This is a genomic window from Streptomyces fulvoviolaceus (assembly GCF_000718165.1).
GTDB classification, from domain to species: domain Bacteria; phylum Actinomycetota; class Actinomycetes; order Streptomycetales; family Streptomycetaceae; genus Streptomyces; species Streptomyces fulvoviolaceus.
The window spans coordinates 1-25,230 of record NZ_JOEY01000025.1; the positions used below are offsets into that span (position 1 = coordinate 1).

The 25,230-nt window shown below is 72.0% G+C and carries 26 protein-coding genes; 14 read left to right on the top strand and 12 right to left on the bottom strand.

The features are described from left to right. The first annotated feature begins 391 nt into the window (after window positions 1-391). Entirely contained in the window at window positions 392-2,776 is a 2,385-nt protein-coding gene (locus IG08_RS0126350; RefSeq protein ID WP_030607171.1) for a SpoIIE family protein phosphatase, read from the top strand. Between the two features lie 31 nt (window positions 2,777-2,807). On the opposite strand, the gene IG08_RS0126355 is transcribed toward IG08_RS0126350, so the two are convergent. Then, a complete protein-coding gene (locus IG08_RS0126355) occupies window positions 2,808-3,395 on the bottom strand; it encodes an RNA polymerase sigma factor (protein WP_199820908.1) in 588 nt (195 codons plus the stop codon). A 9-nt stretch (window positions 3,396-3,404) separates the two neighbouring features. Here IG08_RS0126355 and IG08_RS0126360 point away from each other — a divergent pair, with 9 nt between their 5' ends. The 3 genes from IG08_RS0126360 (at window position 3,405) to IG08_RS0126370 (ending at window position 7,052) form a co-directional block, all read left to right on the top strand. Next, window positions 3,405-4,772 carry a serine/threonine-protein kinase gene (locus tag IG08_RS0126360; protein ID WP_030607178.1) on the top strand — a complete coding sequence of 456 codons (1,368 nt, stop codon included), beginning with the start codon at window positions 3,405-3,407 and terminating at the stop codon, window positions 4,770-4,772. A gap of 280 nt (window positions 4,773-5,052) precedes the next feature. Beyond that, window positions 5,053-5,718 (top strand): DUF4232 domain-containing protein, encoded by a 666-nt coding sequence (locus tag IG08_RS0126365; protein ID WP_030607181.1) that lies wholly within the window; start codon window positions 5,053-5,055, stop codon window positions 5,716-5,718. Between the two features lie 77 nt (window positions 5,719-5,795). Beyond that, complete coding sequence (locus IG08_RS0126370) at window positions 5,796-7,052, top strand: arsenic transporter (RefSeq protein WP_078655765.1); 1,257 nt, start codon at window positions 5,796-5,798, stop codon at window positions 7,050-7,052. A gap of 8 nt (window positions 7,053-7,060) precedes the next feature. On the opposite strand, the gene IG08_RS0126375 is transcribed toward IG08_RS0126370, so the two are convergent. Together IG08_RS0126375 and IG08_RS0126380 are read right to left on the bottom strand one after the other, a co-directional pair. Then, window positions 7,061-8,938, bottom strand: a complete 1,878-nt coding sequence (locus tag IG08_RS0126375) for an RICIN domain-containing protein (protein ID WP_030607186.1) — start codon at window positions 8,936-8,938, stop codon at window positions 7,061-7,063. 362 nt (window positions 8,939-9,300) lie between these two features. Beyond that, complete coding sequence (locus IG08_RS0126380) at window positions 9,301-10,227, bottom strand: helix-turn-helix domain-containing protein (RefSeq protein WP_043455235.1); 927 nt, start codon at window positions 10,225-10,227, stop codon at window positions 9,301-9,303. Between the two features lie 63 nt (window positions 10,228-10,290). Between IG08_RS0126380 and IG08_RS0126385 the strand changes: the two genes are divergently transcribed. After that, window positions 10,291-11,088 (top strand): phytanoyl-CoA dioxygenase family protein, encoded by a 798-nt coding sequence (locus tag IG08_RS0126385; RefSeq protein ID WP_030607191.1) that lies wholly within the window; start codon window positions 10,291-10,293, stop codon window positions 11,086-11,088. Between the two features lie 66 nt (window positions 11,089-11,154). Here the strand turns inward: IG08_RS0126385 and IG08_RS0126390 are convergent, their stop codons facing one another. Beyond that, window positions 11,155-12,123 (bottom strand): aldo/keto reductase, encoded by a 969-nt coding sequence (locus IG08_RS0126390; protein ID WP_030607194.1) that lies wholly within the window; start codon window positions 12,121-12,123, stop codon window positions 11,155-11,157. Window positions 12,124-12,364: 241 nt separating this feature from the next. Here IG08_RS0126390 and IG08_RS0126395 point away from each other — a divergent pair, with 241 nt between their 5' ends. The 6 genes from IG08_RS0126395 to melA are packed head-to-tail and all read left to right on the top strand — an operon-like array spanning window position 12,365 to window position 18,686. Then, window positions 12,365-13,339 (top strand): endo alpha-1,4 polygalactosaminidase, encoded by a 975-nt coding sequence (locus IG08_RS0126395; RefSeq protein ID WP_030607197.1) that lies wholly within the window; start codon window positions 12,365-12,367, stop codon window positions 13,337-13,339. Between the two features lie 5 nt (window positions 13,340-13,344). After that, entirely contained in the window at window positions 13,345-14,640 is a 1,296-nt protein-coding gene (locus IG08_RS0126400; protein ID WP_030607200.1) for an ABC transporter substrate-binding protein, read from the top strand. Window positions 14,641-14,663: 23 nt separating this feature from the next. Further along, window positions 14,664-15,626, top strand: a complete 963-nt coding sequence (locus IG08_RS0126405; protein WP_030607203.1) for a carbohydrate ABC transporter permease — start codon at window positions 14,664-14,666, stop codon at window positions 15,624-15,626. Beyond that, window positions 15,623-16,444, top strand: a complete 822-nt coding sequence (locus IG08_RS0126410; RefSeq protein WP_030607206.1) for a carbohydrate ABC transporter permease — start codon at window positions 15,623-15,625, stop codon at window positions 16,442-16,444. Before IG08_RS0126405 ends, IG08_RS0126410 begins: the two co-directional genes overlap by 4 nt. Window positions 16,445-16,449: 5 nt before the next feature. Further along, the gene (locus IG08_RS0126415) at window positions 16,450-17,388 is read left to right on the top strand and encodes a carbohydrate kinase family protein (protein ID WP_420823292.1); all 939 of its coding nucleotides are present in this window, start codon (window positions 16,450-16,452) and stop codon (window positions 17,386-17,388) included. After that, on the top strand, window positions 17,385-18,686 hold the full coding sequence (gene melA / locus IG08_RS0126420) for an alpha-glucosidase/alpha-galactosidase (protein ID WP_043455240.1): 1,302 nt from the start codon (window positions 17,385-17,387) through the stop codon (window positions 18,684-18,686). Before IG08_RS0126415 ends, melA begins: the two co-directional genes overlap by 4 nt. Before the next feature lie 200 nt (window positions 18,687-18,886). Here melA and IG08_RS60250 read toward each other — a convergent pair whose 3' ends face one another. From IG08_RS60250 to IG08_RS0126435, 3 genes are read right to left on the bottom strand one after another with little or no spacing between them, the layout of a single operon-like run. Continuing rightward, window positions 18,887-19,066 (bottom strand): hypothetical protein, encoded by a 180-nt coding sequence (locus tag IG08_RS60250; protein ID WP_030607211.1) that lies wholly within the window; start codon window positions 19,064-19,066, stop codon window positions 18,887-18,889. A gap of 47 nt (window positions 19,067-19,113) precedes the next feature. Then, window positions 19,114-19,644: a flavoprotein gene (locus IG08_RS0126430; RefSeq protein ID WP_030607215.1), complete on the bottom strand. Its 531-nt coding sequence runs from the start codon at window positions 19,642-19,644 to the stop codon at window positions 19,114-19,116. Window positions 19,645-19,653: 9 nt separating this feature from the next. Continuing rightward, window positions 19,654-20,112, bottom strand: coding sequence for a nuclear transport factor 2 family protein (locus tag IG08_RS0126435; RefSeq protein ID WP_030607218.1), 459 nt, complete (start codon window positions 20,110-20,112; stop codon window positions 19,654-19,656). Window positions 20,113-20,207: 95 nt separating this feature from the next. Between IG08_RS0126435 and IG08_RS0126440 the strand changes: the two genes are divergently transcribed. Then, a complete protein-coding gene (locus IG08_RS0126440) occupies window positions 20,208-20,759 on the top strand; it encodes a TetR/AcrR family transcriptional regulator (protein WP_030607221.1) in 552 nt (183 codons plus the stop codon). 2 nt (window positions 20,760-20,761) lie between these two features. Here IG08_RS0126440 and IG08_RS0126445 read toward each other — a convergent pair whose 3' ends face one another. After that, window positions 20,762-21,439 carry an FMN-dependent NADH-azoreductase gene (locus tag IG08_RS0126445; RefSeq protein ID WP_030607224.1) on the bottom strand — a complete coding sequence of 226 codons (678 nt, stop codon included), beginning with the start codon at window positions 21,437-21,439 and terminating at the stop codon, window positions 20,762-20,764. A 66-nt stretch (window positions 21,440-21,505) separates the two neighbouring features. Between IG08_RS0126445 and IG08_RS0126450 the strand changes: the two genes are divergently transcribed. After that, window positions 21,506-22,411: a sigma-70 family RNA polymerase sigma factor gene (locus IG08_RS0126450; RefSeq protein WP_030607227.1), complete on the top strand. Its 906-nt coding sequence runs from the start codon at window positions 21,506-21,508 to the stop codon at window positions 22,409-22,411. Here IG08_RS0126450 and IG08_RS0126455 read toward each other — a convergent pair. From IG08_RS0126455 to IG08_RS0126465, 3 genes are read right to left on the bottom strand one after another with little or no spacing between them, the layout of a single operon-like run. Then, on the bottom strand, window positions 22,386-22,586 hold the full coding sequence (locus IG08_RS0126455; RefSeq protein ID WP_030607229.1) for a ferredoxin: 201 nt from the start codon (window positions 22,584-22,586) through the stop codon (window positions 22,386-22,388). The two genes, IG08_RS0126450 and IG08_RS0126455, sit on opposite strands and share 26 nt — an antisense overlap. 13 nt (window positions 22,587-22,599) lie before the next feature. Beyond that, window positions 22,600-23,799, bottom strand: coding sequence for a cytochrome P450 (locus IG08_RS0126460; protein WP_030607233.1), 1,200 nt, complete (start codon window positions 23,797-23,799; stop codon window positions 22,600-22,602). A gap of 58 nt (window positions 23,800-23,857) precedes the next feature. Further along, on the bottom strand, window positions 23,858-24,004 hold the full coding sequence (locus IG08_RS0126465; RefSeq protein ID WP_158812283.1) for a hypothetical protein: 147 nt from the start codon (window positions 24,002-24,004) through the stop codon (window positions 23,858-23,860). Window positions 24,005-24,103: 99 nt separating this feature from the next. Between IG08_RS0126465 and IG08_RS0126470 the strand changes: the two genes are divergently transcribed. Continuing rightward, on the top strand, window positions 24,104-24,733 hold the full coding sequence (locus tag IG08_RS0126470) for a LysE family transporter (RefSeq protein ID WP_030607238.1): 630 nt from the start codon (window positions 24,104-24,106) through the stop codon (window positions 24,731-24,733). A gap of 9 nt (window positions 24,734-24,742) precedes the next feature. Here the strand turns inward: IG08_RS0126470 and IG08_RS0126475 are convergent, their stop codons facing one another. Then, window positions 24,743-25,180, bottom strand: a complete 438-nt coding sequence (locus tag IG08_RS0126475) for a nuclear transport factor 2 family protein (protein WP_030607241.1) — start codon at window positions 25,178-25,180, stop codon at window positions 24,743-24,745. Window positions 25,181-25,230: the final 50 nt, after the last annotated feature.

Consider the following 25,230-nt stretch of genomic DNA (forward strand, 5'->3'; position numbering starts at 1 on the left):
GCCACCCGCTACGAGAAACGGGCCTACACCTACCTCGGCACCGTCACCCTTGCAGCCCTCATCATCTGGCTCCGCACATGATCCGAGAAACAGCGCCTAATACCGATCTGCGAGTGACCGTCATGGCGGCTCTCCCTCATCAGGGCCCAGAAGTACTCACAACTGATCGTGAACAAACAGATTCTGACTGTGTGCCACTTGTGCCCGTCAAGGGGGCGGTGAGGGCCTTCTGCCCCATGTGCCACAACGGCCGGATTTCCCCCTTGACCACGCCTCGGCCACGGGGCCCGCGGCGACGGCGTTCCCATCCGTGCGGGAGCGCGACGCACTAGGCTGGAACCCAAGTGACGCGCCTGATGACTGTGCGTATGTGTGCGATGGAGTGGCGACGATGAGCCCGGTGTACCCGTTCGACGACGGTGCTACGGCACGGGCCGTCGTCGACGACACGGGCACGGTGCTCGAGTGGAACGAGGGCGCCCGTCGACTCCTGGGTTTCCCGGCCGCCGAGGTCGTGGGCCGTCCCGCCTCCGCACTACTGGCCGGCACCGGTGACAGCAGGCCTCCGGGGCCCGAGCAGGTCCGCTGGCACGGCACGCTCACGCTGCGTCACCGGGACGGCTCGACGGTGTCCGTGTGGCTGCTCGCCCACCGCAGACCGCCCGAGGACGACCGCCCCGCCCACTGGCTGGTGGTCACTCCGCTGGAAGGCGACGGCACGCGCCCGACCGACGATGCGCTGGAGGGGGTCGAGCTCCTGCAGTCCCCCTGCGCCGTCGCGATCTACGACGAGCGGCTGCGGCTGCGCCGGATGAACGCCGCCATGGCCGAGGTGCTGGGCCTGCCCGAGGAGCGGGTGCGGGGGCTGCGGGTCCCCGAGATGAGCGGACGACCGCAGAGCGCCGACATCGAGCAGCACCTGCACCGCGTGCTCACGACCGGCCGCGGACACGACGTGCGGACGTACCTGCCGATCGGCGACGACCGCACGTACGCCTGGCTGGCCCGGATGGCCCCGATCACCGACGCCCGCGGACGGGTGCTGGGCGTGTGCGTCGCCGCCCACGACTTCACCGAGCAGTACGACGCCCAGCAGCGACTGCAACTGGTGAACGCGGCGAGCGTCCGCATCGGCACCACCCTCGACGTCACCCGGACGGCTCAGGAGCTGGCGGACGTCTGCGTACCGGCGCTCGCCGACTTCGTCAGCGTCGACCTGCTGGACCCTCCGGAGGCCGGACACGAGCCCGCCATCGGACGGCTGACCGCCCCGATCAGCCTGCGCCGGGCCGCACACGCCTCGGTCAACCCGGGCAGCCCCGAGGCCGTCGCCAAGCCGGGACAGGTGGACGTCTATCCCGCCTCCTCGCCGCAGGCGGACTCGCTCGTGGCCGGGCACACCATCGTGGCGTCGATCGACACCGACGACCTGAGCGAGTGGCTCGCCTGGGATCCGGTGCGCAGCGAACGCATCAGGCGGTACGGCGTCCACTCCACGATGTCCGTGCCGATCCTCGCCCGCGGCCACACCCTCGGCGTCGCGGTCCTCACCCGGTTCCGGCGGACGGACCCTTTCACGCCGGACGACGCGCTGCTCGCCGAGGAGATCACGGCCCGGGCCGCCGTCTGCATCGACAACGCCCGCCGCTTCTCCCGCGAACGCGACACCGCCCTCGCCCTGCAGCGCAGCCTGCTGCCCCGCTCGCTGCCGCGTACGCCCGCCGTGGAAGCGGCGTCGCGCTACCTTCCGGCGGCGCGGGCCGGGGTGGGCGGCGACTGGTTCGACGTGATCCCGCTGTCCGGGATGCGGGTCGCGATGGTCGTCGGGGACGTCGTCGGGCACGGCATCCAGGCCTCGGCGACCATGGGCCGGCTGCGCACCGCCGTGCGCACCCTCGCCGACATCGACCTGGCCCCGGACGAGCTGCTCACGCACCTGGACGACCTCGTCGTACGGCTGTCCGCGGAGGCCGGCGGCGACGGCAGCCCCGGTGAGGTCGGCGCCACCTGCCTCTACGCGGTGTACGACCCGGTGTCGCGGCGCTGCACACTGGCCCGGGCCGGACATCCGGCGCCCGTCATGGTCCCGCCGGGCGGCGCGCCCCGCGAGGTCGATCTGCCCCCGGGGCCGCCGCTGGGCCTGGGCGGACTGCCCTTCGAGTCCACCGAGCTCGACCTGCCCGAGGGCACCGTGCTGTCCCTGTTCACGGACGGGCTGATCGAGAGCCGGGAGCGGGACGTCGACGCCGGCCACCGGCTGCTCTGCGAGGCCCTGGCGGTCCGCTCCGACTCCCTGGACGAGAGCTGCGACCGCGTCCTGCACGCCCTGCTCCCCTCGGGCGGCGCCTCCGACGACGTGGCCCTGCTGCTGGCCCGCACCCTGGGGCTGCCCGCGTCCCAGGTCGCGACCTGGGACATCCCGGCCGACCCCGCGCTGGTGGCGCCCGTCCGGAAACAGGTCGTCGGACAGCTCGACCGCTGGGGGCTCAGCGACGCGTCGTTCACGGCCGAGCTGGTGGTGAGCGAGCTGGTGACGAACGCCATCCGGTACGGCTCCCAGCCCATCCGGCTGCGCCTCATCCACGACGCGACGACGCTGATCTGCGAGGTGTCCGACACCAGCCACACCGCCCCGCATCTGCGGCGCGCCAAGACCTGGGACGAGGGCGGCCGCGGTCTGCTGCTGGTCGCGCAGCTCACCCGGCGCTGGGGCAGCCGGCACACGACCGAGGGCAAGACGATCTGGGCGGAGATCTCCCTCGTCGACGACGAGTGAGGGCTCATCGGGCTCACCTGGCTCATTTGGCTCACGGGGCTCCGGACAGCCAGGGCCGGACCTGTCTGCGGGCCTCGTGCAAGCGGGACTTGAACGTGCCGAGCGGGACGCCGGAGCGTTCGGCGGCCTCGACGTACTCCAGCTGACAGAGGTCGCGGTACACCAACGGGGCGACCAGGTGCGGGTGTTCGCGCTCGAGGCGGTCCAGCGCCTCCAGCAGGTCGACACGGGAGCCGGCGATGACGCTCGTCGTGCGCGGGTCGACGTGCTGGGCGGCGTCGATCGGTGCGGGCTGTTCGGCGGCCCTTCGCTTCAGCTCGCGGTACTTCTGGCGGGCGCAGTTGGCGACGACCGTGTACAGCCAGGTGCTGAAGCGGCTTCGGCCCTCGAACGTGCCGACTTTCCGGGCGACTTGGAGCAGGACGTCCTGCGCCGCCTCCTCCGCGTCCTCACGGCAGGGCAGGAACCGCCCGCAACGGCGGACGACTTCGGGCCTGATCGCCGCGAGCAGCTCGTCCAACGCCGCCGGGTCGCCGGCGGCCGCACGCCGTGCCAGGTCCTCGGTGACCGCCGCGTCGGGCACGGGTGCTCCCCTCGGGGTCGATCTCAGGCCAGGCATGATAGTCGTATGCACTCCGTCGAGCGGATCGGCCGTTACCGCCTCGAACGGCCCTTGGGCACGGGCGCGTTCGGCACGGTGTGGCTCGCCCATGACGACGTGCTGGACGCCCCGGTGGCCGTCAAGGTCCTCGCCGACAACTGGACGCAGCGACTCGACGTCCGCGAACGGTTCCTGTCCGAGGCGCGGATGCTGCGCCGGGCCGCCTCGAACCGGGTGGTGCAGGTCTACGACGTCGGTGAACTGCCGGACGGCAGACCGTACTTCGTGATGGAGTACGCCGACGGCGGCACCCTCGCCGAGCTGCTCACCGGCGATCCGCTGCCCGTGCCCGAGGCACTGCGGCTGACCGCCCTGGCCGCCCGCGGAGCGGCCGCACTGCACGAGGCGGGGATCGTGCACCGCGACATCAAGCCGACCAACGTGCTGCTGCGCGCCACCCCGGGCGACTCCCCCAGGGTCCTGCTCGCCGACCTCGGCCTGGCCAAGAGCCTGGCTCAGGCGTCCGGGCTCACCCTGGCCGCGGGGTCGGCGGGGTACCAGCCGCCCGAGCAGGCCGAGCCCGGTGCGGGCATCGACGCGCGCGCCGACGTGTACGGCCTGGGCGCGGTCGGCTATCACCTGGTCACCGGCACGGTTCCGGGGGCGCCCGGGAAGATCGTCCGTCCGGACCGGCTGCGCCCCGGCCTGGACGCCGACGTCCAGCGGGCCCTGCTGCGCGCGCTGGAACCGGACCGTGAGCGCCGCTGGCCCACCGCGTCGGCCTTCGCGGAGGAGCTGGAACGACTGGCGTCGCCGACGCCCGGCCGTCGGCCCCGTGGCCTCAAAGCCCTGGCCGTCGTGGCGGTCCTGGTCGTGGCCGCCGGAGTGACGGCCGTGCTGATGAGCAGGCACTCCACTCCCGAGGACGTGCGAGTCGAGGACTCCACCGGCCGGATCGTGGCCGAGGTGCCCGCCGGGTGGGGGCGCGAGCTGCACGCCTCGGGATGGGATCCACGGGTGCTCGGGCTGGGCGCGGGGCACGAGCCGGGGCTCGTCGTCGCGGACGACCTGGGGAAGTGGCAGGACCTCACGGCGGACGTGAACGGCGTGTTCCTCGGGGTGAGCGAGCAGGGCGATGTCACGGCCGGGGTGAACGCCCTCGCGCACGCCGGCTGCCACTACGACGGCGCCCGCGCCTACGCCGGTGACGTCTGGCACGGCACGGTCCGCACCTGGAGCGACTGCGCCGGAGACGGCGGGTCGATCGCGGAGGCGGCACTCGTCGCCGCGGACGGTGCCGGGCAGCCCCAGGTGTATGTGCAGATCCGGCGGCATGGAGCCGCCTCCCGTTCGTCGACGGATCGCGTCCTGGGATCCGTACGTGTCGGGGACTGAGGTCCAAGCGGGTCCGGCGAAGTCCAGTGCGGTTCGGCAGCGCCCCAAAGGGGCGCGGGGCTGTATCGATGTGCGGCTCCGCCGCCTGGGCGCGACCAGCCACGACGGCGCCGCAGCGGAACGACGGCACAGCGCGGCCACGCGGCGGAGCCGCACATCGACGCAGCCGGCGGAGCGCTCAGCGCGCGAACTTTTCGGGCTCCGGCCGCATCGGACCTCTGTGACGGGGCACAAGGCGCCCGTGCACGCGCGTGCGTGGAATTTCCGGGAGTGTGGAGAGATGGCGAAGACGTCCCAGCGCAGGCACCGAGCGGCCCTGCTCGCCGGCTCGGTCGCGGTGTTCGGTCTGCTGGCCGGCTGCGGCAGCGGCGACGACTCGGCGGGCACCCCACGGACGGTGCCCGGCACGGCCGCGCCCGCCACCGGCGGCGCCACGACCGAGTCCAGCACGCCGACCACCGACCCCAGCACCACGGCGACCGACTCCGCGACGGCGTCCGCGTCGGAGTCCACTCCCGCCCCCGCCGGCACCCGCTGTCACACCTCCGAGCTGCGCGCGTCCGTCGGCCGCAACAACCCGGGCGCCGGGCAGGAGAACTTCCCGGTCGTGCTGACCAACGCGTCGAGCCGTACGTGCACCCTGTACGGCTACCCGGGCACCGCCTTCGTCGACGCCTCCGGCAAGCAGCTGGGGCCGGACCCGAAGCGGTCCTCCGCCGAGCCGGAGACCGTGACGCTGGCGCCGGGCCAGAGCGCATGGGCCGGGCTGTCCTTCGGCAACCCCGAGGTCAGCGGGGCCAAGAGCGCCACTCCGGCGGCGCTCCTGGTGACCCCGCCGGACGAGGAGGACGCGCTGAAGGTGCCGTGGACGGCCGGAGAGGTTCCGGTGTCCGGCAACGAGTCCTCGGTGCGGCTGATCCCCTTCAGCCCGGGCACCGGCGCCTGAGGGGTGGCAGCCGGGGGCCTTACCTCGGCCTGATTGGATACCCGGGCACGATCTGATCGCGTCTCGAAGGATCCCCCCTGAACACCCCGCTCGCCGAAGCCCTGTCCGTAGCGCTGCTCGTCGCCGTCCTCGCCTGGGCCGTACTCCGCCCGTTCGGCCTGCCGGAGGCGGTGCTGGCGGTCCCCGCGGCGGGGGTGGCGATCGCGACCGGGGCGATCTCCCTGGAGCACGCGCGGGCGGAGGCCGAGCAGCTCGGGCCGGTGGTCGGGTTCCTCGCCGCCGTCCTGGTGCTCGCGCACTTCTGTGACGTCGAGGGGCTGTTCCAGTGGTGCGGGGCGTGGCTGGCGCGGCGGGCGGCGGGATCGCCCGGGCGGTTGCTGACCGGGGTGTTCGTGCTGGCGTCGGCGATCACGGCCGTGCTGAGTCTGGACGCCACGGTGGTGCTGCTGACGCCGGTGGTGCTGGCCACCGCCTCCCGGATGGGGGCCCGCGCCAAACCGCACGTCTACGCGTGCGCGCATCTGTCGAACACGGCCTCGTTGCTGCTGCCGGTCTCGAACCTGACCAACCTGCTGGCGTTCGCGGCGAGCGGGCTCAGCTTCACCCGGTTCGCGGCGCTGATGGCGCTGCCCTGGCTGGTCGCGATCGCGGCCGAGTACGCGGTCTTCCGGCGCTTCTTCGACACCGACCTGTCGGCCGTCACCCACTCCCCCGACGCCGCCGAAACACCCGGGCTGCCACTGTTCGCGCTCGTCACCGTCGGCTGCACGCTGGCCGGGTTCGTCGTGGCCTCCGCCGTCGGCGTCGATCCGGCCTGGGTCGCGCTCGCGGGGGTGCTCGTACTGGCCGGCCGGGCGCTCGTCCGGCGCCGGGCCACCCCGCTCACAGTGGTGCGGGCGGCGTCGCCGGCGTTCCTGGCGTTCGTGCTCGCGCTCGGCATCGTCGTGGGCGCGGTGGTCGACAACGGCCTCGCCGACGCACTGCGCCACGTGCTGCCCGACGGGACAGGACTGCTCGCGCTGCTCGGAATCGCCGCGCTGGCCGCCGTACTGGCGAACCTGATCAACAACCTGCCCGCCGTGCTGGTCCTGCTGCCGCTGACCGCCGCGGCCGGACCCGGCGCGGTCCTCGCGGTGCTGCTCGGGGTGAACATCGGCCCGAACCTCACCTACGCCGGATCACTGGCCACGCTGCTGTGGCGGCGCATCCTGCACCGGCACACGCACGAGGTCGAGCTCGGGGAGTTCACCCGGCTCGGTCTGCTCGCCGTGCCGGCCGCGCTCGTCCCCGCCGTGGTGGCCCTGTGGCTGTCGCTGCAGGCCGTCGGGGGCTGAGCCGACCGTCAGCGGTGGCCGCCCCGGCCGTAGCCGGATCCGTATCCGTACCCGTACCCGTATCCGCCGCCGTACTGACCGTTCCAGGAGCAGTAGTACGGGTAGTAGCCGCAGTAGCCGCTCGCGGAGGACGAGCTGGACGGTGTCGGGGAGGCCTCGGGGGTCGTCGGTGTCGCGGACGGCGTCGGTGTCGGCTTCTTCGCGGACTTGGGAGTGGGCGTGGCCGAGGACGTCGGCACGGGGCTGCCGTCCACGTCCCAGTTCACGACCTCCATCTGGAGGTCGGTCTTCGAGGTGTCGAACACCCAGCGCTGCGTGGAGCTGTCGTCACGGACCTTGAGGACCAGCGCGCCGGACCCGTCGGTGGCGGCCGGGGTCAGGGCGAGGTCCTGGTCCCACCGCGGCACGAGGGTGCCCTGCAGGGTGAAGTCGTAGCGGATGTACTTGGTGTCCGGCTTGGACGCGCCCGTGCAGCGCGCGAGCCGCACCGAGAAGCCGAGGTGCGAGTCCAGGCAGAGGTCGGGGTCGGCGGCACTGCGCAGGAGTCCGTCGTTCTCGTACGACCACTGCTGGCCCTCGGCCGTGGAGCAGGTGGCGAGTTCGGTCTCCGCACCCTTGACGGTCTTCTTGCCGGCTACGCCCACGCAGAGCCCGGACTGGACGTTGTGCAGCCGACCGCGCAGCTCACCCTGCTCCGCCTGACCGGCTCCCACCCAGGACGGGTTGGTGGTCGAGGAGGCCGCGTCGGAGCCGGGCGCCTCGGAGGTCCGGCCGGCGTCGTTCGAGCCGGCCTCGTCCGGGGAGCTGAGGGAGGACCACAGGACCAGCGGCAGGACGATCAGCCCGCTCACGGTCAGCACGGCCGCGGTGAGGTTGCGACGGGAGGTGCGTCGGGCCGCCTTGTGGGCCGAACGACGGGTGGCGGCGCGGCTCCTGGCGCGAGGGCCGGGGGCGGCGTGGCCGGGTGCCCCGGAAGTGAACGAGGTGAAGGCTTCGCCCGCGGGCGGGGGCGGGATCTCCGCCGCGGCGGCGGTGTCGGCTGTGTCGGCCGCGGAGGGCGTCCTGGACTCCAGATAGGCGCGGGCGCCCCATCCGAGGACCGCCTCGGCGAGCGCGAGGCCGAGCCCGCCGTTGAACTGGTGCAGTTGGTCCGCGGTGTGCCGGCAGTGCTTGCACCGCTCCAGGTGGCCGCGCAGGTCGGGGTCGAGGTCGACGCCGCCGCGCCGGTAGGTCACGTCCAGCAGTCGGAGGTAGTGCCGGCACTCCTGCTCGGGGGCGAGTTCGCGGTGGACCTGGAGGCACTCCTCCCTGAGCCGCTCGCGGGCCCGCCGCAGTTCGACGCGCGCGTCCTCCTCGTCGGACAGGCCGAGGAGGGCGGCGGGTATGCCGAGGGGCTCGGACTCGACCTCGGTGTGCCACAGCAGGCAGCGGGCCGACTGGGGCAGTCGCTGGAAGGCCCCGGACAGCAGGCGTCGGTCCGAGGCCGGCAGCAGGCGTGCCGCGACGCGGTCCCCGTCGCCGGCCGCGCTTCTCAACTCGGGGTGCAGCAGCTCCCGGCTGCGGTCGGTGTCCCATTCCGCCGCGATACGGCGCACGGTGACGAGCAGCGCGGGCCGCCACGCCGCGGTCGGTCCGGTCTGGCGCAGGGATTCCCCGAAGAGCCGCGTGAATGCGGCGGTGGTGAGCATTCCCGCGGGGCGGGGGCCGTCGGTGCACAGCCGTGCATAGGCGAACGCTGCTTCCCAGTGCCGGTCGAGGAGTTCACCGACCGGTTGGAGCGCGGGTGTCGTACCACTCCACTTCTTGAGCTCGGCGCTCAGTTGCTCGTCCGTGGCATCGGACGGCCGAGCAGGAGTCGGAGAATTCGACAGGCCTGCGTCATTCACGGCGGCATTCCTCCCGAGGGCATACTGCAGTAAGTCCATACCAATGGGTACGTCCGCCGGGGCAGCTCTTTTGAAGCGTGGAGGGGCGTACGGAGCGGTCTCGTGCGCACAGGGAAATGGTCGTTGTCTGTGCGCTGACAAGGTCACACCTTTGCACAGGTCAGCGAAGGGGAACAAGAGATCGCGCGGTTTGGTGCATTGCGTGCGGGGCAGGGGATTTTGACGATTCGTCAAACCCGGCGCTTTAGCGATTGCCGCTCTATCGACATCTCAATGGGAAACGGGATTCATTTGACTTCGCGTCTCGTCCGCCCAAACCATTGAACGGCCACTCCACCGCGCATCCGGCCCGTCTCGCGAGATCACCCGCCAACCATTGAGCCGCCGGCCCGGTAGGCCCCGGGCGGCATCCCGTAACGCTCGCGGAAGACCCGGTTGAAGTGGAACGGGCTGGCGAACCCGGAGGCTGCGGCGACGCGTTCCACGGACAGGTCGGTGCCCTCCAGCAGTCGGGCGGCATGGTGCAGACGCGCCTCGCGCAGCGCCCTCATCGGGGATTTGCCGAGCTGCTCGGTGAACAGGTGGGCGAACCTGGAGGGGGACAGCGAGACGGCGGCGGCCAGCGAGTGGACGGTGTGCGGGGCGCCCGGGTCGGCCGCGACGAGTGCCTCGGCCCGGCGCACCCGGGAGTCGACGCCGCTGCGGGGCTGTGGGGTGCGGGCGGCGCCGGCCGTGAGCAGGACGACCTCCTCCAGCGCGCACAGCGCGAGTTCCCTGGCCGCGGTGGAATGGGCGACGGCGATCCGGTGGTCCGTCGGCGCGGTGGCCGTCGGTGCGCCGGTGCCTGTCCAGCGGGCGTCGGCGAGCATGCGGCGGAACGCCGCTTCGATACGGCCGTACAGGTCGTCGCCATCGGGGCATGGAGTGACGGCGTACATCCCGTCGCCCGTGGCGTGGGGCTCCAGCCAGGCGCGCCAGGACGGTCTGGCCGTGCAGTGCACCCACCAGAACTCCCAGTGCCGGGCGCCGGGTTCGACGCCGTAGCCGTGCGGGACGCCCGGGCCGAGCACCACCAGGTCCCCGGCGCCGGCCCGTGTCTCGGCGTCCCCCTGGCGCAGGCGTCCGCGTCCGCCGGTCGTCCAGGTGAAGAGCCAGCTGTCGGCTCCGCGCGGGCGGTGCACGCCGTAGCCCGAGGGTTGGTCGAAGCGGCCGACGACCACGAGACCCGGCGGCGGAGCCGGATCACCGGGTGTGGCAGCCTCGGGCAATCCGTCAGCGTTCACGGACATCCCCCTCGAGTGGGCATCGGCCTAGCGTCCTGAGTGGAGCACATCTCAGCGAGGAGTGGATGGATGACAGTCACGGACAACGAACTCGACGCTCATGGCCGGCAGTTCCGCGAGGACGGCTTCACGGTCGTCCGCGGCCTGTTCGGATACGACGAAGTCGACCGCCTGTGTGCCGAGTTCGCGGCGCTGCACGCGGCCGGGCCGGTGCCCGGGCACTTCGAGCCGAGCGCGTCCGCGGATCCGCTGCGCAGGTATCCCCGGGTGATGCAGCCGCACGAGATCAACGGCCCCGCGCTGCGCGTCCTGTTGGATGCGCGGCTGCGGAACATCCTGGAGACGCTGCTCGGCGAGGAGGTCCTGGCCGCGCAGAGCATGTTCTACTTCAAGCCGCCGGGTGCCCGGGGGCAGGCGCTGCACCAGGACAACTTCTATCTGCGGGTCGAGCCGGGCACGTGTGTGGCGGCGTGGGTGGCCTGCGATGTCATCGACCGGGACAACGGCGGCCTGGAGGTCGTCCCCGGCACGCACCGCATGGACCTGTTCTGTCCGGAGGAGGCGGACGCGGGGTTGTCGTTCGCGCGGGAGTACGTGCCGCCGCCGGTGGGCCTTGAGGTGGTGCCGGTCGATATGGCGCCGGGGGATGTGCTGTTCTTCAACGGGAGCCTCGTGCACGGCTCGCAGCCCAACGGCACCGCCGACCGGTTCCGCCGTTCGTTCATCGGGCACTACGTCGGCCGCTCGACCGAGCGCATCGGGCACTACTACCGGACGCTGTCGATGAGCGGGGAGCGAGTGCCGCTGGCGGAGAGCGAGGGCGCGGGGCCGTGCGGTACGGAGTTCGCACGGCACGGGCCGCATTAGTTCGTATCGCGGCTGCGGGTTCGTTGTGGCTTGTCGCGCCGTTCTCCGCGCCCCTGTCGGGGCGCTTCAGTGGCCGACGATCGGATGCGGGCCGTACGGCTGCTCCAGCTCCTCCATCTCCTTGTCGCTGAGCTCCAGTTCGACCGCGGCGACCGCGTCCTCGATGTGCCCCGGCCTGGCTGCGCCCACGATCGGTGCGGCCACGGTGTCCCGGTGCAGCAGCCAGGCGAGGGCCACCTGGGCGCGCGGGACGCCCCGGTCGTCGGCGATGCGGGTGACGGCCTCGACGATGGTGCGGTCGCTCTCCGGGTAGAGGCGGCTGCCGAAGTTGTCGTTGGCGCTGCGCCCGGTGACGGTGCCCCAGTCCCGGGTGAGGCGCCCGCGGGCCAGCGGGCTCCACGGCAGGACGCCGACGCCCTGGTCCGCGCACAGGGGCAGCATCTCGCGCTCCTCCTCGCGGTAGAGGAGGTTGTAGTGGTTCTGCATGGAGACGAACTTGGTCCAGCCGTGCCGCTCGGCGACGTACTGCATCTTGGAGAACTGCCAGGCGTACATCGAACTGGCCCCGATGTAGCGGACCTTGCCCGCCTTCACCAGGTCGTGCAGCGCCTCCATCGTCTCCTCGACCGGGGTGTGCGGGTCGTAGCGGTGGATCTGGTAGAGGTCGACGTACTCCGTGCCGAGGCGGGTGAGGCTGTGGTCGATCTCGGTCATGATCGCCTTGCGGGACAGCCCGGAGGCGTTGGGCCCGGGCCGCATGCGGCCGTGCACCTTGGTCGCGAGCACGATCTCGTCGCGGTTCGCGAAGTCGGCGAGGGCCTTGCCGACGATCTCCTCGCTGGTGCCGTCGGAGTAGACGTTCGCCGTGTCGAAGAAGTTGATGCCGGCCTCCAGCGCCTGCCTGATCAGCGTGCGCGAGGCCGCCTCGTCGAGGGTCCACTCGTGGACGCCGCGATCCGGCAGGCCGTAGGTCATGCAGCCCAGACAGATCCGCGAGACGTCCAGGCCCGTCGAACCGAGCTTCACGTACTGCATCGTTGCTGCTCCTGCCTTCGGGGTGGGTGTGAGGGGAGCGTACGGCTTCGGGTGCGCTCCAGGTCCAACGGCCTCTTGACGCGGGGTGTCCGTCGGCGCTTTCATCCTCTGGTCGCCGCAGTGCGGCATGCAGAGGTGCGCCCAGCCGGTAGCGGACGAGTTCCAAGTCCGGCCAAAGTCGCCAGGACCGCCACCGCACACGGTCCGAGGCGGGGTCGTACCCGCGATTGATGGAGCGGACATGCCCGCCAAGGGTGTCTTCCGCGTCGGAGGTCTCGGGACGGCCGTCGGCGCCTGCGTTCTTCTCATCGCCGGGTTGTCGGCGTGCGGCTCTTCCGGCAAGCCGTCGGCCGACGCGTCGAGGCCGTCCGCGTCGACAGGCAGTCCTCCGGAACCGTCCGGGTCGACGGGTGGTTCCTCGACACCGTCCGGCTCGAAGAGCGCCGCCCCGAAGCCGTCCGGCACACCGGAGAGGACCCCGGACCCGACGCCGACGCCGACCGCCGGGCTCCGTCTCCCACCCCGCCACGCCGGGTTCGACTACCAGATCGGCGGTGCCTATCCCCCGCCGTCCGGAGTCCGCATCGTCAGCCGCGACCGTACGGCGGCGCCCGCGCCCGGCCTCTACAACATCTGCTATGTCAACGCCTTCCAAGTCCAGCCGGGCGAAGGCGAGTTGTGGCCGCGCGACCTCGTGCTGCGGGACGGGAACGACAAGGCCGTCGTGGACGGGGACTGGGGCGAGGCGCTGCTCGACATCGGCACGGCGGCCAAACGGAAACGGGTGGTGGCAAGGATCAACCGGTGGATCGACGGCTGCGCGGACAAGGGCTTCGACGCCGTCGAGCCGGACAACTACGACAGCTACACCCGCTCCCGCGGCCTGCTCACGGCGAACGACGCGACGGCCTTCATCACACTGCTCGCCCGGCACGCGCACGCCCGGCAGCTGGCGATCGCCCAGAAGAACACCGTCGAGCTGGCGGACCGAAGGAAGAACATCGGCCTGGACTTCGCCGTGGCGGAGGAGTGCGGAACGTACGACGAGTGCGGGGCTTACGCGAAGGCCTTCGACGACCGCGTCGTCGTGATCGAGTACACCGACAGCGGGCTGCGCAAGGCCCGTTCGGGCTTCGGCGACCGGCTGAGCATCGTGCGCCGTGACGTCATGGTGTCGACGCCGGGCAGCGACGACTACGTCCGCAAGGTGCGGTGAGGACCATGCCGTACGGGATTCCACGTCGCCGTCTGCTGCTCGGCGCGGCCGCGCTCGGTGCCGTCGGGGGGTGTTCGGCCGGCGCTTCGGACGGGGTCGGTGCCGACGGCCGGGTCACCGTCGAGCTGTGGCACGGACAGGCCGACACCGCCCGCAAGGCCCTGGAGTCGCTGGTCGCCGAGTTCAACCGCACGCATCCCTCGATCCGTGTGGACGCGGGCGGCGGCGGGGTGATCGCCGACGCGATGCTGCAGAAGGTGACCGCGGCGCTCGCCGCCGGCTCCTACCCGGACATCGCCTTCATCTTCGGTTCGGATCTGGCGAGCATCGCCCGCAGTCCCCGCGTGGTCGACCTGACGGCCGAGATGCGCGAGGGACCCACCCCCTGGAGCTCCTTCTGGAAGCCGGTGCGCGACGCGGTCACCGTCAACGGCCGGGTGCGGGCGGCGCCCGCGCTGCTCGACTCGCTGGCCGTCGTCTACAACAGGAAGCTCTTCCGCGAGGCCGGTGTGCCGTTCCCCCGCGACGGCTGGTCCTGGGGCGAATTCGCCGACACGGCACGGCAGTTGACCGACGCCGGCCGGGGTGTCTTCGGCACCGGCTGGCCCGGGGCGGGCGACGAGGACACCGTCTGGCGGCTGTGGCCGATGGTCTGGGACCTGGGCGGCGAGGTCGTCGCCCAGGACGGCAAACACATCGGCTTCGCGGACCAGGGCGCAGAGGCCCTGGAGACGGTCGCCCGGCTGGTGCGCGACAAGAGCGTCTACGTCGACACGACGGCCGGCGGCGAGCAGATGTACCAGGTGTTCCTCGGCGGCCGTATGGCGATGGTCGCCACCGGGCCGTGGCAGCTGCCCGACATCATCGGCGCGGACATCGACTACGGCGTGGTGCCGCTGCCGACGTACAGCGGGCGCCCGGTCACCATCTCGGGGCCCGACACCTGGACGGTCTTCGACAACGGCTCCGCCCGCTCCCGGGCCGCGGTGGAGTTCGTGCGCTGGATGGCGCGGCCGGGCCAGGACGTCCGCTGGGACATCCGGGCGGGCAGCCTCCCGCTCACCACGGCGACCGGGAGCCGGGCGGAGTGGCGGCGGCACAGTGCTCGCACCACCGGCCTCGACGTGTTCACCGACGCCCTGCGCTCCGCCCGTGTCCGCCCCGTCCACGCCGCGTACCCGCAGATCTCGCAGGCGCTCGGCGAGGCGATCGTCTCGGTCCTGCTCGGCCAGGACTCCCCCGCCCATGCCGTGCGCCGCTGTGCCGACAAGGCCGACGCGGCCCTGCGGATCCCCAGGTGACTTCCCCGGTTCGGGAGACCGTCATGTCCACTGTGCCCCGTGCTCTCACGCTCCCGCCGCAGGCCCCGGCCGCTCCGGCCGCCGCGCGGCGGGCCGCCCGTCGCCGGGCCCGCCGCGAACGGACCACGGCCTGGGCCTTCATCAGCCCGTCGGTCGTGGTGATCCTCGGCCTGAGCGTCGTACCCGTCGTCTGGTCCCTGCTGCTCTCCTTCCGCGCGGACGACCTGGTGACCCCCGGCCGCTGGGTGGGACTCGACAACTACGACGCGCTGGTCCAGGACCCGGGATTCCGTACGGCGGTCGGGAACACGCTTCTGTACGCGGCCCTGTACGTGCCGCTCAGCCTGGTCGGCGGACTCGCCCTGGCCCTCGCGCTGAACCGCCGGATGCGCCTCATCGGCCTGTACCGCACGCTGGTGTTCGTCCCGTTCGTCGTGTCGGCGACCGCCCAGGGCGTGCTGTTCTCGTTCATCCTCGACCCGGAGTTCGGCGCCGCCAACTCCCTGCTTCACCACCTCGGCATCGCCCGACAGGGCTTCCTCTCCGACCCCGACCAGGCGCTCTACCTGCTGGTCCTGATCTCCCTGTGGAGCGGGGTCGGGTTCTGCGTGGTCGTCTATCTGGCCGCGCTGCAGGACGTGCCGCCCGAACTCGTCGAGTCCGCGCGGATCGACGGCGCGAACCGCCGGCAGGTACTGCGCCACGTCACGCTTCCCGCGCTCACGCCTGTCACCGTGTTCCTGCTCCTGTGGCAACTCATCACCGCGATCCAGGTGTTCGACCTGATCTACGTGACGACGAAGGGCGGGCCGCTCGGTTCGACGACCGTCGTCGTCTACTTTGTCTGGCAACAGGCGTTCCAGATGTTCACCGCCGGCTACGGGGCCGCGGCGGCGTACGTCCTCGCGCTGGCCCTGCTGGTGGCGGGCGGGGCGCTGCGCGTCGTACGGCGCCGTCAGGGCCGTACGGCAGGAGCGGCCCGATGAGCGCGCGCAGGCCGGCGCTCGCCCGGCATCTGCTGCTGGCGCCGGTCGCGCTGGCCTTCGCGCTGCCGCTGGTGTGGCTGGCGCTGAGCTCGGTGATGTCGGACGCGGAGATCAACCGTTTCCCGCCCGCGCTGTGGCCGCACGGCATCGACCTCGGCGGCTACCGGTATGTGCTGGGCAACGCGATGTTCCCGCGCTGGTTCGGCAACTCGCTGATCGTGGCGTGCGTCGCGGTCGCGTCGAACCTGCTGCTCGGGGCGCTGTGCGGCTACGCGTTCGCGCGGATGCGGTTCGCCGGATCGCGGCTGCTGCTGGGGCTGATGCTGGCGACGATGATCGTGCCGTTCCAGCTGACGATGATCCCGACGTTCCTGGTGATGAAGTGGCTCGGGCTGATCGACACGCTGGGCGCGCTGATCGTGCCGTCGCTGGTGACGCCGTTCGCGGTGTTCCTGTTCCGGCAGTTCTTCCTGTCACTGCCCAGGGAGATGGAGGAGGCCGCCTGGATCGACGGCTGTTCGCGGCTGCGGGTGCTGTTCTCCATCGTGCTGCCGCTGGCCCGGCCGGCCCTCGCCACAGTCGCCGTGCTGACGTTCCTGACCACCTGGAACGACCTGTCGTGGCCGCTGATCGCGATCAACCACGACACGCAGTACACGCTCCAGCTGGGCCTGACGACTTTTCAGGGGCAGCACCACGTCAAGTGGTCGGCGGTGATGGCAGGCAACGTGATCACGGTGTTGCCGGTGCTGGTGGCGTTCCTGCTGGCCCAGAGGGCCTTCGTCCAGTCGTTGACGTCGAGCGGGCTCAAGGGGTGAGCGGGGTGGCCTTCGACCTGGTGGTGATCGGGGACGCCAACCCGGACGTGGTGCTGGGGCCCGTGGGCGCGCTCGCTTTCGGGCAGCGTGAACAGCTCGTGGAGCAGGGGCGGTTGGTGCTCGGCGGGTCGGCGGCGATCATGGCCTGCGGGGCGGCGCGGCTCGGGGTGCGGGTCGCGTTCGCGGGGCGGGTGGGCGACGATCCGGCGGGGGCATTCGTACGGGAGGAGCTCGCCGCACGCGGAGTGGATGTCGGGCATCTGGTCCAGGACCCCCGACTACCCACTCCTCTCACGGCGGTTCTGACGACCGGCGACGGCGACCGGGCGGTACTCACGGCTGCCGGCTGCCTCACCGCGACGGGCCCGGAGGACGTGCCGTCGGCGCTGCTCTCCGCCACCCGCCACGTGCACGCCGCGTCCTTCTTCCTGATGCCCCGGCTCGCGCGGGCGCTACCCGAGCTGTTCGCGCAGGCCCGTGCGTACGGGGCGACGACCTCGCTCGACACGAACGACGACCCCGCCGCCCGCTGGGACCGGGCCGCGGTGGACCCGGTCCTGAAGGTCACCGACCTCCTCCTGCCGAACGCGGCCGAGGCCCGCGCCCTGTCCGGCGAGCCCCAACTCACCGACGCGGCGGCCTCGTTGGCCCGGCACGGCCCGACGGTCGTGGTCAAGGACGGCGAACGCGGTGCCCTGACCTGTGCGGGCGCGCGACTGCTGCGCACCGGAGCCGTGCCGGTCGCACCCGTCGACGCGGTGGGTGCGGGCGACAGTTTCGACGCCGGTTTCGTCGCGGCACGGCTGCGTGGACTGGACCTGCGTACGTCGTTGGCGGTCGCCGTCGCCTGCGGCTCGCTGTCGACGCGCGCCCACGGCGGTACGGCGGCACAGCCGACGTGGGACGAGGCATGCGCCGCCACCGACCTGAAAGGGACCGAATGAAGATCGCCTTCGTGGGCGCGGGCAGCGTGGTGTTCACGCAGGGCCTGCTGGCCGACCTGTTCGCCTTCCCCGAACTCGCCCACGCCCGCATCGCCCTGCACGACATCGACCCCGAGCGGCTGGCCACGGCGGAGGGGGCCGCCCGCCACATCGCGGAGGTCCGCGGGGCCAAGCCGGTGATCACCGCGCACCTCGACCGGCGGGCGGCGCTGGCGGACGCCGACTTCGTCGTCAACATCGTCCAGGTCGGTATGAACGAGGCCACCCGCACCGACTTCGCCGTACCCGCCCGGTACGGCCTGCGTCAGACGATCGGCGACACGCTCGGCGTAGGAGGCATCTTCCGCGCCCTCAGAACCTTCCCCGTGCTGAAGGGGATCGCCGAGGACATGGCCGACCTCTGCCCGGACGCACACCTGTTGAACTACACCAACCCGATGGCGATGAACGTCCTCTACCTGAGCCGCATCGCCCCCGCCCTGCGGGTGACCGGCCTGTGCCACTCGGTGTACTGGACGGTGCACGACCTGGCCCGCCTGCTCGACGTGCCCTTCGAGGAGGTGTCCTACCTGGCCGCGGGCATCAACCACCAGTCGTGGCTGCTGCGTTTCGAGCGCGCCGGACAGAACCTGTATCCGCTGCTGGACGAGGCGATCGCCCGGGATCCCGGACTGCCGCGCCGGGTCCGCGTGGACATGTACCGCAGGCTGGGCCACTACCCGACCGAGACGAGCGAGCACTCCGCCGAGTACGTGCCCTGGTACCTGCCCCACGCCGGCGAGATCGAGCGGCTGCGGCTGCCGGTCGGGGCGTACCTGGACATCATCGAGGAGAACACCGCGAACTACGAGCGCACCCGCGCGGCGCTCGCCAAGGGCACCCCTCTCCCGGTGGAGGGCACGCTGGAGTACGCCCCGCAGATCATCCACAGCGCCCTCACCGGCACGCCCCGCGAGGTCTACGGCAACGTCCCCAACCGCGGTCTCATCGACAACCTCCCGCCCGACTCCGTCGTCGAAGTGCCCTGCCTCGCCGACGCATTGGGGGTGCATCCCACCCGAGTCGGTTCACTGCCCCCGCAGTGCGCGGCCCTCAACAGGACCTACGCCTCCGTCACCGACCTCGTGGTCCGTGCTGCCACGGACTGCGACCCGCGCCACATCCGGCACGCGGCGATGACCGACCCCGCGACGGCGGCCGCGCTGCCGGTGGAAGGGATCTGGGACCTGTGCGACGAGCTCGTACGGGCTCATGGGGAACTGCTGCAGCCGGAGTTGCGGGCCGTGCTCGGCCACTGAGGAGGTGACCGAAGTCGAACCGGTGTTCGCCCGCGCCCGGAACGCCCGAAACTGGTTGAATGAGCCGCCCCGGGCGCGGTCGCGCCAACGTCAAGGCCCTCGTGTACGTCGCCGCGTTCGCCCCCGACGAGGGGGAGAGCGCTGCAGCCGGCCGGGATGTTCCCCGGCAGCCAGTTGCCGGACGCGCTGGCCACCCGCCCCTACCCGATACCCGGCAGCGGCGCCCCCGGGATCGACGGCTGCATCGCCCCGGCGAAGTTCCACGGCGTCTTCGCCCAGGACCTGCCGCGCTCGCAGACCCATGCGCCGGCGGTCGCCCAACGCCCGGGCAGCGTGGGCGGGTTGGGCGGGCCCAGCGGTGTACCGGCCTGGAAGACCATCCTCCGTGCGCGATTCCGCCGGCTGCCGACGGGGACGGCGCACGAGGTCATCGTCCGAGCAGGTCCAGCGCCCGCTCCCACCCGAACTCCGGCCGCCTGCCGTCCTCCCCCGCCTCCCCGGAGTACGGTTCGCCGAACCGGATGCCCATCCCGCGCAGCCGTATCAGACTGTCCTGGTAGGCGGGGTGGGTGGCCAACGCGTCGGCCACGCACGGCAGTACGGCGACGGGGACGCCGAGGCCGTACGACTCGCAGAGGGTGGCCACGGCGAGGGTGTCGGCCAGACCCGCCGCCCATTTGTTGATCGTGTTGAAGGTGGCGGGAGCGACCACGACCGCGTCCGGCGGCGGGAACGGGCGCGGGTCACCGGGGCTGCGCCAGGCCGAGCGGATCGGGCGGCCGGCCTGTGCCTCGACGGCGGCGGTGTCGAAGAAGCCGTTCATGGCGACGGGCGTCGCGATGACGCCGACCTCCCAGTCCCGCTCCTGGGCCGCAGTGATCAACTTGCTGACGTCCACGGCGATTCCGGCGGCACAGACGACAACGTAGAGGAAGGGTCCCTCGGCCTGTTCGGTCACCCGCGCACCCTACTCAAGCGGGAAGGACCGCCCCCGTTCGGCTTCCGGCCGCGGGCCGAGGATGCGCCGCTGCTTCTCCTCGATGGACACGTCGTTGATGCTGGCCTCGCGCCGGGTCATCAGCCCGCGCTCGTCGAACTCCCACAACTCGTTGCCGTACGACCGCCACCACCGGCCGTCGGCGTCCTGGCACTCGTACTGGAAGCGGACCGCGATGCGGTTGCCGTCGTAGGCCCACAGATCCTTGCGCAGGGCGTACTCCCGCTCGCGCGCCCACTTCGCGGTGAGGAACTCGACGATCTCCGCGCGGCCGGTGACGAAGGTGTCGCGGTTGCGCCACACCGAGTCCGGCGAGTAGGCGAGGGCCACTCTGTGCGGGTCGCGGGTGTTCCAGGCGTCCTCGGCGGCCTGCACCTTCTGCGCGGCGGTCTCGCGGGTGAACGGCGGCAGGGGCGGGCGGTCGGTCATGTCATCCTCCGTGGCCCAGAAGGGAGAACGTACGTTCTCCGGTACGATCACCAACGTAGGAGAACGCTCGTTCTCGCGTCAAGGAGTGGTCGTCCATGGACAGCGCAGTGGCCCGGGAGCGGGCGCTGGACGCCGCCGAGGAGCTGTTCTACGGGCGGGGCATCCAGTCCGTCGGCATGGACGACATCCGCGGCGCGTCCGGGATCTCGCTCAAGCGGCTCTACCAGCTCTTCCCGGCGAAGGAGCAACTGGTCGAGGCCTATCTGGAGCGGCGGGACGGACGCTGGCGCGGGCGGCTCGCGGCGTACGTGGAGCGCGAGGAGGATCCCGGAGGGCGGATCCTCGCGGTCTTCGACTGGCTGGAGGAGTGGTTCGGCGAGGACGGCTTCCGCGGGTGCGCGTGGATCAACTCGTACGGCGAACTGGGGGCCAGGTCGGACCGTGTGGCGTCCCAAGTCCGAGCCCACAAGCAGGCGTTCGGCGACTACCTCGCCTCGCTCGTGGCCGCCGCCGGGCGGCCCGCCTCGCTGGCCGGGCCGCTCTTCCTGCTGGCCGAGGGCGCCATGGTGACGGCGGGCATCACACAGAGCACGCGGCCGGCCGCCGAGGCGCGCGAGGCGGCCCGGCTGTTGCTGGAGTCCCGCTGAGGTCAGGCGACGGCGAGCGCCGTCACGGCCGCGCGTGCCCGGGTCAGCGAGTCCGCCGCCGGGCCTTCGAGTCCGTCCAGGTGCGGCAGGAGACCGACGAGGGTGAGCTCGGCGGCGATGAGGTGCAGGTTGTCCGGCGCCACGCCCTGGCTGCCGAAGTAGGCCTTCAGGTACGGCGTCTGGAAGTCGTGGTGCTCGCGCGGGGTGCCGGGGCCGTAGCCGCCGCCGCGCGCCATGACCACGACCACCCGGGTGTCCCGCAGCAGGCGCTCACCGGTGTCCGGATCGGCGTACGCGCCGGGGAAGGTCACGCGGTCGATCCACGCCTTCAGGGACGCGGGTACCGAGAAGTTGTACATCGGGACGCCGAGCAACACCGTGTCCGCGGCGAGCAGTTCGGTGATCAGGGGCCGCGTGAGCTCCCACTCCCGCTCCTCGGCGGCGTTCTCGATCAGCGCAGGCACCTTGGCCGGCGGGACGAACCCCTCGCGTTCCACACGGCGGCCGAGGGCGGCGTACGCCGGGCCCAGTGGTGGGACCGGGTCGGCGGTCAGGTCGCGGCGACGGTAGGCCGCCGTCCCGTTGTGTGCGCGCCATGTCCGCGCGAACAGGCCCGTCAGGCGCCTGCTGACCGAGTCGTCGGCCGTGTCGGCGCTGGAGTCGATGTGCAGCAGGGTCATGTCGGTCCCCTCGGTCGGGTCGGGATCGTCAGTGGGGTGACGGAGCACGACGGAGAAAGGTGACCGATGGACGGGCACGACGAGCTGGCGCGGCGGTTCGAGGAGCGGCGCGGGCAGCTGCGGGCGGTGGCGTACCGCATGCTGGGCTCGGCCGACGAGGCGGAGGACGCCGTCCAGGAGGCCTGGCTGCGACTGAGTCGTACCGGCGAGGACGGCATCGACAACCTGGCGGGCTGGCTGACGACGGTGGTCTCCCGGATCTGCCTGGACATGCTGCGGTCGCGCTCGTCACGACGGGAGGAGCCGTACGGTCAGGAGGCGCCGGAGAGGGCCGCCGTCGAGAACGCCCCCGAGGACGAGGCTGTCCTGGGCGACTCGGTGGGCCTCGCCCTGCTGGTGGTCCTCGACCGGCTGGGCCCCGCCGAGCGGGTCGCGTTCGTGCTGCACGACCTGTTCGGCGTGCCCTTCGACCACATCGCCCAGGTCGTGGGCCGTACCCGGCCCGCCGCGAAGAAGCTCGCCAGTCGCGCCCGGCAGAAGGTCCGGGGCACTCCCGCCGTCCCGGGGGCCGAGCTCGACCGGCACCGGCAGGTCGTCGAGGCGTTCCTGGCCGCCGCGCGGGGCGGCGACCTCGACGGCCTGCTGGCCGTACTCGCCCCCGACGTGGTCCGGCGGGCGGACCCCGCCGCCCTGCCGCCCGGGGTGCCGCCCGAACTGCGCGGCGCCCGTGCGGTGGCGGAGGGGACCGTGGCGCTGCGGGAACGGTCCCGGTTCGCCGCAACCGCCCTCGTCGACCGGAGCGTCGGTGTCGTCGTCGCCCCGCACGGGCGGTTGCTGTTCGCACTGACGGTCACGGTCGAGGACGGGCGGATCACCGCGTACGACGTCGTCGCCGACTCGGCGCGGCTGGACGGTCTCGACCTCGCTGTCCTCGACCTGCCGGGGATCAGCCCACTGTCTCGGACACCGTGATGGCGGCGACGGGGCAGGACCGGGCGGCCTCCCGCACCATCGGGTCGCCGCCGCCGTCCTCCCGACCGGGCAGGAGGGTGCTGAAGCCGTCGTCGTCCTGGGTGAAGACGCCCGGCGCGGCCATGGCGCACTGGCCGGCGCCGATGCAGACGTCCTTGTCGATGTCGATGTGCATGACCTTCAGCCTCTTACCAGGTCACGGGGAGTTCCAGCATCCCCTGGATCGTGTCGCCGGGTTTGAAGGGGATCTCGTCGGCGGGCGCGGCGAGGCGGAGTGTGGGGAGCCGGTCGAAGAGGGTGCGCAGGGCGATCTCCAGCTCGGCGCGGGCCAGGTTCTGGCCGAGGCACTGGTGGATGCCGAAGCCGAACGCGACGTGGTGGCGGGCCGGCCGGTGCCAGTCCAGGGCGTCCGGGTCGGCGTAGACGTCCTGGTCACGGTTGATGACCGAGGTCGAGAAGACCACGCCGTCACCCGCCCGGATGGTCGTTCCGCCCGCCTCGATGTCCTCGGTCGCCCTGCGCAGCAGCCCGTCCGCGATCGAGAGCATGCGCATCAGTTCCTCGACCGCGCCGGGCAGCAGCTCCGGGTCGCCGCGCAACTCGGCGAGCCGCTCGGGGTGTTGGAGGAGGGTGAAGGTGCCGAGGGAGATCATGTTGGCGGTCGTCTCGTGGCCGGCGACCAGCAGGATGGTCGCGAACGAGATGACCTCCTGACGGGTCAGCACCCCCTCGCGCAGCTGATGGTGGACGAGTTCGTCCAGAACGCCCTCGCCTGGCTCCGGCTGCTTCTGCTTGCTGTCGATCAACTCCTCGAAGTACGCGTCCAGTTGGTCGCGCGCGTGCTGTGTGTCGACGGCCGTCGGGCCGCGCAGCAGTCGTCGTGACTGCCCCTCGAAGAAGTCGTGGTCGGCATAGGGGACGCCGAGCAGCGCACAGATCACCATCGACGGCACGGGCAGTGCGAAGGCGTTCACCAGCTCGGCGGGCGGTCCCTGCTCGATCATCGCGTCGAGCAGCCCGTCCACGATCCGCTGGATCTGCGGGCGCAGTTCGGCGGCGCGCCTGAGGGTGAAGCTGGGCACCATCATCCGCCGCTGGGTGCGGTGTTCCGGGTCGTCGACGCCGAGCAGGGCGACCCTCCGGTTCTTCACCGCGGTGAACCGTTCGGTGGGCGCCGGGAAGTCTGGGTGGGTGCGGTCCGTCGACAGACGCTGGTCGGCGAGCAGGTCGCGGGCGAGGGCGTGACCCGTGACCAGCCAGGCCGGACGGCCGTCGTAGAGGGTGATCCGGGTCAGCGGGCGGGCGGCGCGCAGAGGGTCGTAGGCGGTGGCCGGGTGGTAGGGGCAGGTCCGGTCCTGGGGGAAGGCGACGGGTTCCGTTTCCGTCATGGAAGACCTCGCAGACGAAGAGTGCGTCGTGCAGATCTTCATTAGATGCCCGGGGCATCTATGAGGCGACGACAAGTTCGGCCAGATCGGTGGCGCGGCCAATCTGGCCGGGGATCGTCGCTCGGGTGTCGAAGACCAGCTGTCGATAACCGGCTGTCGAAAATCGGTTGTCGGCGAGGAGCGGCCGCCGCCAGAATCCGGCCATGCCTACGACCTTCGCCTTCCTGCCGCCGACCGCCGCCGCCACGCCGGAGCGGTTCCAGCAGCAGACCGGCCGACCGTGGAGGCCTACGCTTCCCCGCTCGTGACCGCCGCGCTCGTCGCGGGACTGCTCGCGGGGTACGGCATCGCCGTTCCCGTCGGCGCGGTCGCGACCTATCTCGTCTCGCTCACCGCCCGTACGTCCCTGCGCACCGGTGTCTGCGCCGCGCTCGGCGTCGCCACCGCCGACGGGCTCTACGCCCTGGTGGCCACCGTCGGGGGTTCCGCCGTCGCGGCTCTGCTGCGGCCGGTCCTCGAGCCGCTGCGCTGGGCCGCCGCCCTCGTCCTGGTGACCCTGGCGGTGCGCGGTGCGGTCACGGCCGTACGCCGGTACCGCGGCCACCGGCTCGCCACGCGCGATGCCCCGCCTCCCCCGAGCCCCGCCCGGGCCTATCTGGGGCTGCTCGGGATCACCCTGCTCAACCCGACCACCGTCGTCTACTTCGCGGCGCTGGTGCTCGGCACCCGCGCCGAGGAGGCGGTGCGGCCCCTGGAGCAGGGGGTGTTCGTGCTCGCGGCGTTCGCCGCGTCCGCGAGCTGGCAGCTGCTGCTCGCCGGGGGCGGTGCCCTGCTGGGGCGGGCCCTGACGGGCCACCGGGGGCGGCTGCTGACGGCACTGGTGTCGAGCGGTGTGATCTCGGCACTCGCCGTGCGGATGCTGGTCACGCCGTGAGGCCGGGCCCTACGGTGCGAACGCCCGGGCGACAGCCAGGCTGTCCTCGTACACGTGATGGCGGACCACGAGCCCGTCCTCGACGGTCAGATGCAGGGCGAACCTGGCGCGATAGCGCCGTCCGGTCGCCGCGACGGTCTGCCGGATCTCGCCAAGGACCACCGCGTCCGGGCCGTCCACCAGGATCCGCTCGATCTGCGTCGCCGCCTGCCCGGGTACGTGGCGGGCGGCAAGCTCCCGGAAGTGGTCTGCGGCGTCGGCGCGGGTGGAGCGGTGCCGGATCCACGGGAGCTCCGTACGCCCGTGCTCGTCCATGGGCCAGCTGAGTTTCCAGTCGCCGCCGTGCTCGGCGTACAGCTCGGCGATCAGATCCGGGTCGCCGTGGCCGATCCGGAGCAGCAGTTCCTCGACCACTGCGCGGGTCGTCGTGTCGGCTGTCGTGGTCATGAGGCCTTCTCCTTCGCCGGGTGTCGTGCCGGAGTGGTCACGACTCTGCC

Bases quoted from the DNA above. Each gene is read 5' to 3' on its own strand.
- IG08_RS60250 (WP_030607211.1), bottom strand. From the start codon at position 19,066: ATGGTCTTCCAGGCCGGTACACCGCTGGGCCCGCCCAACCCGCCCACG.
- IG08_RS0126445 (WP_030607224.1), bottom strand. From the start codon at position 21,439: ATGACCCTGCTGCACATCGACTCCAGCGCCGACACGGCCGACGACTCG.
- IG08_RS0126380 (WP_043455235.1), bottom strand. From the start codon at position 10,227: ATGTCCGTGAACGCTGACGGATTGCCCGAGGCTGCCACACCCGGTGAT.
- IG08_RS0126410 (WP_030607206.1), top strand. From the start codon at position 15,623: ATGAGCGCGCGCAGGCCGGCGCTCGCCCGGCATCTGCTGCTGGCGCCG.
- IG08_RS0126390 (WP_030607194.1), bottom strand. From the start codon at position 12,123: ATGCAGTACGTGAAGCTCGGTTCGACGGGCCTGGACGTCTCGCGGATC.
- IG08_RS0126400 (WP_030607200.1), top strand. From the start codon at position 13,345: ATGCCGTACGGGATTCCACGTCGCCGTCTGCTGCTCGGCGCGGCCGCG.
- IG08_RS0126395 (WP_030607197.1), top strand. From the start codon at position 12,365: ATGCCCGCCAAGGGTGTCTTCCGCGTCGGAGGTCTCGGGACGGCCGTC.
- IG08_RS0126350 (WP_030607171.1), top strand. From the start codon at position 392: ATGAGCCCGGTGTACCCGTTCGACGACGGTGCTACGGCACGGGCCGTC.
- IG08_RS0126455 (WP_030607229.1), bottom strand. From the start codon at position 22,586: ATGCACATCGACATCGACAAGGACGTCTGCATCGGCGCCGGCCAGTGC.
- IG08_RS0126460 (WP_030607233.1), bottom strand. From the start codon at position 23,799: ATGACGGAAACGGAACCCGTCGCCTTCCCCCAGGACCGGACCTGCCCC.
- IG08_RS0126360 (WP_030607178.1), top strand. From the start codon at position 3,405: ATGCACTCCGTCGAGCGGATCGGCCGTTACCGCCTCGAACGGCCCTTG.
- IG08_RS0126440 (WP_030607221.1), top strand. From the start codon at position 20,208: ATGGACAGCGCAGTGGCCCGGGAGCGGGCGCTGGACGCCGCCGAGGAG.
- IG08_RS0126365 (WP_030607181.1), top strand. From the start codon at position 5,053: ATGGCGAAGACGTCCCAGCGCAGGCACCGAGCGGCCCTGCTCGCCGGC.
- IG08_RS0126385 (WP_030607191.1), top strand. From the start codon at position 10,291: ATGACAGTCACGGACAACGAACTCGACGCTCATGGCCGGCAGTTCCGC.
- IG08_RS0126355 (WP_199820908.1), bottom strand. From the start codon at position 3,395: ATGCCTGGCCTGAGATCGACCCCGAGGGGAGCACCCGTGCCCGACGCG.
- IG08_RS0126475 (WP_030607241.1), bottom strand. From the start codon at position 25,180: ATGACCACGACAGCCGACACGACGACCCGCGCAGTGGTCGAGGAACTG.
- IG08_RS0126405 (WP_030607203.1), top strand. From the start codon at position 14,664: ATGTCCACTGTGCCCCGTGCTCTCACGCTCCCGCCGCAGGCCCCGGCC.
- IG08_RS0126465 (WP_158812283.1), bottom strand. From the start codon at position 24,004: ATGGCCGGATTCTGGCGGCGGCCGCTCCTCGCCGACAACCGATTTTCG.
- melA (WP_043455240.1), top strand. From the start codon at position 17,385: ATGAAGATCGCCTTCGTGGGCGCGGGCAGCGTGGTGTTCACGCAGGGC.
- IG08_RS0126435 (WP_030607218.1), bottom strand. From the start codon at position 20,112: ATGACCGACCGCCCGCCCCTGCCGCCGTTCACCCGCGAGACCGCCGCG.
- IG08_RS0126450 (WP_030607227.1), top strand. From the start codon at position 21,506: ATGGACGGGCACGACGAGCTGGCGCGGCGGTTCGAGGAGCGGCGCGGG.